The 5,593-nt window shown below is 71.8% G+C and carries 5 protein-coding genes; 2 read left to right on the top strand and 3 right to left on the bottom strand.

Translation table 11 applies throughout. The features are described from left to right. Positions 1-263 precede the first annotated feature (263 nt). Positions 264-1,814 (bottom strand): hypothetical protein, encoded by a 1,551-nt coding sequence (locus SACSA_RS0108530; protein ID WP_020628660.1) that lies wholly within the window; start codon positions 1,812-1,814, stop codon positions 264-266. Between the two features lie 134 nt (positions 1,815-1,948). Further along, positions 1,949-3,151 carry a pyridoxal phosphate-dependent aminotransferase gene (locus SACSA_RS22105; RefSeq protein ID WP_019815071.1) on the bottom strand — a complete coding sequence of 401 codons (1,203 nt, stop codon included), beginning with the start codon at positions 3,149-3,151 and terminating at the stop codon, positions 1,949-1,951. 29 nt (positions 3,152-3,180) lie between these two features. Here SACSA_RS22105 and SACSA_RS0108520 point away from each other — a divergent pair, with 29 nt between their 5' ends. Further along, on the top strand, positions 3,181-4,476 hold the full coding sequence (locus SACSA_RS0108520; protein ID WP_028661685.1) for a DUF445 domain-containing protein: 1,296 nt from the start codon (positions 3,181-3,183) through the stop codon (positions 4,474-4,476). Between the two features lie 110 nt (positions 4,477-4,586). Here the strand turns inward: SACSA_RS0108520 and SACSA_RS0108515 are convergent, their stop codons facing one another. Continuing rightward, positions 4,587-5,069: a CGNR zinc finger domain-containing protein gene (locus SACSA_RS0108515; protein ID WP_019815067.1), complete on the bottom strand. Its 483-nt coding sequence runs from the start codon at positions 5,067-5,069 to the stop codon at positions 4,587-4,589. An 84-nt stretch (positions 5,070-5,153) separates the two neighbouring features. Between SACSA_RS0108515 and SACSA_RS0108510 the strand changes: the two genes are divergently transcribed. Next, positions 5,154-5,528, top strand: coding sequence for a VOC family protein (locus tag SACSA_RS0108510; RefSeq protein WP_019815065.1), 375 nt, complete (start codon positions 5,154-5,156; stop codon positions 5,526-5,528). Positions 5,529-5,593: the final 65 nt, after the last annotated feature.

The raw sequence follows: 5,593 nt of genomic DNA, 5'->3' as shown, positions 1-5,593 counted from the left end.
CCTGCGGCTAGGTGCGCGTCGGGCCGGTGTCCCCGCTCGGCGCGGTGAGCGGGAACGGCCGACGCGCACCCGGGCGTCCCGGCGTCACGGGGGCAACGCGGCACCGGGACCATGACCCGCGACGGCCGGGCGCGGTCGGCCGAGCGGGAAGAATCGAATACACGGGACAATCCCTCGATAAACGGATTCGCCTGAACGTCAGCCCGATCCGGGCGCCGGGAACGACTCGTCGTAAGAGCGGCGTCCGCCCGGGCGGAAAATGATCAATCAGGTGATGTGGTGGGCAGGGCTGCTTCTCTGCCCGTTCCGTGCATTCCGGGATCGCGGCTGACGCCGAGTAAGCGAAGCTGCGTCACCGTGGGGGACCAGTCGAGCATCCCGTGCTCGCCGCGATGGGCGCTCCCGTGCTCGTGCGGCGACGCGGAGGCGCAGGAAGCCGCCGCCACGGCGGCGGGTGCGGCCGGCGTGGCGGGACCACTGCCGCCGCCGTACCCGTGCGGGAAGTCGTGTGCGACCTCACGAGGCTCCTCGGCGCGCTCCAGCGTGCCGGACCACGGGGCAGGTTCCGGGCGCTGCGAGGACCGCTCGGCCGGTGTCGACGGCTCGCCCGGAACCGGCTCGGGCGCCGAGTCGCGGGGGTCCCCGGCGTCCACCGGTGCGGGTGCCGGGCTCTCCGGCCCGTTCCCGGGGCGCGGCAGGGGGACCCGGTCCGGCGTGTTCCCGGGCGGGAGAAGTCCGAGGTCGGGCAACGTCTCGTGCAGGTCGGGCAGGCCCTCGGGCAGGTCGAGCACCCCGCCGACGCGGTCGGTGATCGGCTCGGTGACCTCACCCACCGCGCCGGTGGCCGTTCCGGTCAGGCTCGCCAGGGTGTACCCGAGATCGCCCACGGTGTTCCCGAGTACCCGCGTCGTCGTGCCCAGCAGGGAGGGAACCGTGCCGTGCGGCGGGGCGGCGCAGCCGGACCTGGTGCGCTCCGGCGCGGTGTACGGGAGTTCGACGGTCGAGTGCTCACCGTCCGCGCTCGGGTCGTCGGTGACCGGCCGCTCGGTGGTGGGCCTCGGGCAACCCGGGGCGATGTCCGGCCGTGCGGTGCCCGCGCCGCGGCACGTCGTGTCGCCGGAGTCGGACGCCGTGTCGCCGGAGTCCGCGGCGTGCCCGTCCGAGCCGGGCTCGGGGCTGTCGGAATCCTGGGACGGGTGTGTGGCGTCGTCGTGCCCGGGTGCGGTGCGGTCGTCGCCGGGTGCGCCGTCCGCGTGGCCACCGGTGCCGGTCCCCTCGCCGGTGTCGTGCGGCGCGGGCTCGTCGGCGCCGTCCCCGCCGGTGCCGTTCTCGTCGGGACGGCTCCGGTCAGGACCGCTCTGGTCGAAACCGTCCTGGTCGGGACCGCTCTGGTCGGCGTCGTGCTCGCCTGCGGTGTTCTCGTCGGTGCGACCGCCGTTGTCTCCGGTCGTTCCCTCACCGGTGGACTCGTCGTCACTGGTGGACTCGTCCTCACCAGTGGACTCGTCCTTATCGGTGGAGTCGTCGCCGGTGGCCCCGTCGCCGGTGGAGTCGGTCCCACTCGTGTTGTCCCCGGGGGACTCGTCCTCGGCGCCGGTGTCGTTCTCGCCGTCGCGCGGCTCGTCGTCCGGCGCCGCACCGGGGGCCGCGGTGCCGTTGTCCGAGGGGCCGGTGCCGGACTCCTCGGCCACGGCGGAGCCGCACAGTGCGGCGGCGATCAGCCAGCCCGCGACGGCGAGACCGAGCACGATCACCAGGCGGCGGACGGCCGCGGGCAGCGGGCCGGAGGGGTGCGTGGCACCCGGACTCCTCACTGCCACCACCACCAATCCCGTTGCCGCACTGGTTCGCTCCCGGGCCGCTTTCAACGGCCGTGGTTTCCCGGAGCCGTCGTGGCCGCGCCCGGGCTACCCTCAGGGTGCTATTTCTAGCATTCCCGGAGAGTGTTTCACCCCGTCGGTGCGCGATCCACCCCGGACGGCGCAATCGCATCGAGTCGCCGCAAGCGTTTCACGGCCTCGTCGAGGACGTCGTTGCGTTTACAGAATGCAAAACGGAGGACGTGATTCCACTCGTGCGGGTGATCGGTGAACACCTTGACAGGGACCGCGGCCACACCGACAGCGTCGGGCAACCGCCAGGCCAGGTCCGCCGCATCGGTGAATCCGAGCGGGCGCACGTCGGCGCAGACGAAGTAGGTTCCCTCACTCGGCCGCACGGCGAATCCCGCCTCGGCGAGTCCCGCGCTCAGCCTGTCCCGCTTCGCGGCCAGCGAGTCGCGCAGCTCGTCGGCCCAGCCGCGTTCGTGTTCCAGCGCGTGGGCCACGGCGGGCTGGAGCGGGCCACCGGAGACGAAGGTGAGGAACTGCTTCGCGGCGCGCACCGCGGCGACGAGCTCGGCCGTGGCGCAGACCCAGCCGATCTTCCAGCCGGTGCAGTTGAACGTCTTGCCCGCGCTGGAGATCGACACCGTCCGGTCGGCCATGCCCGGCAGGGTCGCCAGGGGCAGGTGCTCGTGGTCGTCGAAGACGAGGTGTTCGTAGACCTCGTCGGTGATCGCGATGAGATCGTGCTCGACGCACACCCGCGCGAGCGCGGAGAGCTCGTCGCGGGTGAAGACCGTCCCGGTGGGGTTGTGCGGTGAGTTGACGAGGATCGCCCGGGTCCGCGGGGTGATGGCCGCACGGACGGCGTCGGTGTCCAACGCGAACCGGCCACCGTCGTCGGCGAGTGGGACGACCCGGCGGGTGGCGCCCGCCATCGCCACCGCCGCCGCGTACGAGTCGTAGTACGGCTCGATGACGAGCACCTCGTCCCCGGGGCCGGTCAGCGCGAGCAGGCTCGCGGCGATGGCTTCCGTGGCGCCCGCCGTGACCAGCACCTCCGTGCCGGGGTCGTAGTGGGTGCCGTAGCGCGCCCGGTGCGCGGCGATGGCCTCACGCAGCTCGGGGCGCCCGGGTCCGGGCGGGTACTGGTTCGCGCCGCCGAACAGGGCGTCGCGGGCGGCCAGAAGCATCGACTCAGGGCCGTCGGTGTCCGGGAATCCCTGGCCGAGGTTGATCGCGCCGGTCCGCGAGGCGAGCGCCGTCATCTCGGCGAAGATCGTCGAGGTGAAGGGCCGCAGGCGGTCGACGAGTACAGGTTCACGCACGAGGGTCCATCCTCACGGACAATCGCCGTATGGAGCAAACGAGGTCCGCGTCGGTCCCCGTGGGTCCTCCGGGCGCGCTGGCCCGTGAGGAGGGCAAACGCCGCGGTCTGCGCAGGATGAAACTGGTGGCGCTCGGGTTCCTCGTCGGGGCCACGGTGATCTTCGTGCTCACCAGCTGGGCCGAGTCGGCGGGCTGGCCCGCCTGGGTCGGTTACGTGCGCGCCGCCGCCGAGGCGGGGATGATCGGCGCGCTCGCCGACTGGTTCGCGGTCACGGCGCTGTTCCGGCATCCGCTCGGCTTGCCGATCCCGCACACGGCGATCATCCCGAACAAGAAGAGCGTCCTCGGCACCAGTCTCGGCGACTTCGTCGGCTCGAACTTCCTGTCCGAGCCGGTGGTGCGGGACAAGCTGAGCCGGGTGCGCACCGCGCACCGGGTGGGCGAGTGGCTGGCGCGGCCGGACAACGCGGAGCGGGTCACGGCCGAGACGGCGACCGTGGTGCGCGGTGCGGTCACCGTGTTGCGCGACGAGGACGTGCAGGCCGTCATGGAACAGGCGGTCGTGCGCAGGGTCGTCGAGCGGGAGTGGGGCCCGCCGCTGGGCACGCTGCTGGAGCGGGTCCTGACCGACGGCGCGCATTACCGGCTGGTCGACCTCGTGGTCGACCGCGTCTACGACTGGGTGCGCGACAACCACGACACGGTGTTGCGTGTCGTGTCGGACCGGGCACCCTCCTGGTCGCCGCGGTTCGTGGACACCATGCTCGCCGACAAGGTCTACGGTGAGATCCTGGCGTTCGCGTGGGCCGTCAAGACCGACGTCAACCACCCGATGCGGCTCGCGCTGGACCGCTTCCTCGCGGAATTCGCGCGGGACCTGCGCGACGACCCCGAGACCGTGGCGCGTGCCGAGCAGGTGAAGTGGCAGCTCGTCGAGCACCCCGAGGTCCGCAAGGTGATCGACTCGGCGTGGACGACGGCGAAGGACATGCTGCTCACGGCCGCCGAGGACCCGTCCAGCGAGCTGCGGACGAGGCTGCGGGACGGGCTGCGCACGCTGGGCGCGCGCCTGCAGTCGGACGCCGTGCTCGCGGGCAAGGTGGACGGCTGGGTCGAGGGCGCCGCCGCCTACGTGGTCACGAACTACTCGCCGGAGATCACCACGATCATCACCGACACCGTGGACCGCTGGGATTCCCGTGAGACGGCGCGCAAGGTGGAGTTGCAGGTCGGGCGCGATCTCCAGTTCATCAGGATCAACGGCACGGTCGTGGGTGCGCTGGCCGGTCTCGTGATCCACAGCGTCGCGCACGTGGTGTTCTAGGAGCGTGTTGCTCTGAGTAGTTCTCCGCGAGACCGTTCGGCGGAACGCTTCACACGTCCCGGTGGAGTTATCCACAGGCTGGGGAGTTATCCACCGAGTTATCCACAGAACTAGCGCTCGGGTGGGGATGATTCCGTGATGCCGCGTTGCCGGAATGACCGGGCTTTCGCCCGATTGCCGCAGACCCGCATCGAACACCAGGTGCGCGAACGGTTGCGGGACCGATCGTAGAACGCCCACCGGCACGCCGTGTCGGGACAGATCTTGATCCGGTTCCACCGGCCGAGCGCGGTCAGCCGGGCCACGGCCGCGAACACGGCCGCCACGGCGGTGCGCGACACGAGTTCCGCGCCGTCGCCGGTGGTCACGACGTCCACCGTGACCCGCGCGGCTCCCGGGGTCCGGTCGGTGCCCGTGACCAGCGCTCGCAGTGTGTCCCGCGCCCGTACGGCCTCGGGGAGCGGGTCGGGCCGGTGGCCTCGGTCGAGTGCCCATTCGCGCCACTCCCGCACCGAGCGCAGGACGTCGGTGTCGGCCTCGACGTCGCGGGTGTTGAGGAACGCCAGCACCAGCGACACGTCCGCCTCACTCACCCGCGCCAGTCTAGGTGGAAACCGGATTGCCACCGGACGAGTTAACCAGCAAACTGGCTTCACCAGTTACCGAGGAGGATGTCGATGACCGTCTCGCCGACGTTGCACTGCGTGGTCCTGGACTGCCGTGACCCGTACGAACTGGCCCGCTTCTATGCACGGCTGCTGGGCTGGGCGATCGAGGACCGCGCTACGCCGGGCGACGACTGGGTGGTCCTGGTGAACCCGGACGGCGGTGCCGATCTCGCCTTCCAGCTCGACCCGGAACACCAGCCGTCCACCTGGCCCTCGCGAGAGCGGGCCCAGATGCTGCACCTCGACCTCGAGGTGGCCGACCTCGACGAGGGACACCGGCACGCGGTCGAGGTCGGCGCGCGTCCGCTGGACACCGCACCGGAGACCTTCCGGGTCTACGCCGACCCGGCCGGCCATCCGTTCTGCCTGGTCCGGGGCACCTGACAGTCCGTTCTGGCAGGTCCGGCCCGCGCGCGCCGCCGAGGTGCTCCACGGCGGCGCGCGCGGGA

This window comes from Saccharomonospora saliphila YIM 90502 (assembly GCF_000383795.1).
In the GTDB taxonomy this organism is placed as follows: domain Bacteria; phylum Actinomycetota; class Actinomycetes; order Mycobacteriales; family Pseudonocardiaceae; genus Saccharomonospora; species Saccharomonospora saliphila.
Note: the sequence above shows the minus strand (reverse complement) of the source record. Positions and strands in the feature narration are given on the sequence as shown.

Coding starts and splice junctions, on each gene's coding strand:
- SACSA_RS0108520 (WP_028661685.1), top strand. CDS start 3,181: ATGGAGCAAACGAGGTCCGCGTCGGTCCCCGTGGGTCCTCCGGGCGCG.
- SACSA_RS0108510 (WP_019815065.1), top strand. CDS start 5,154: ATGACCGTCTCGCCGACGTTGCACTGCGTGGTCCTGGACTGCCGTGAC.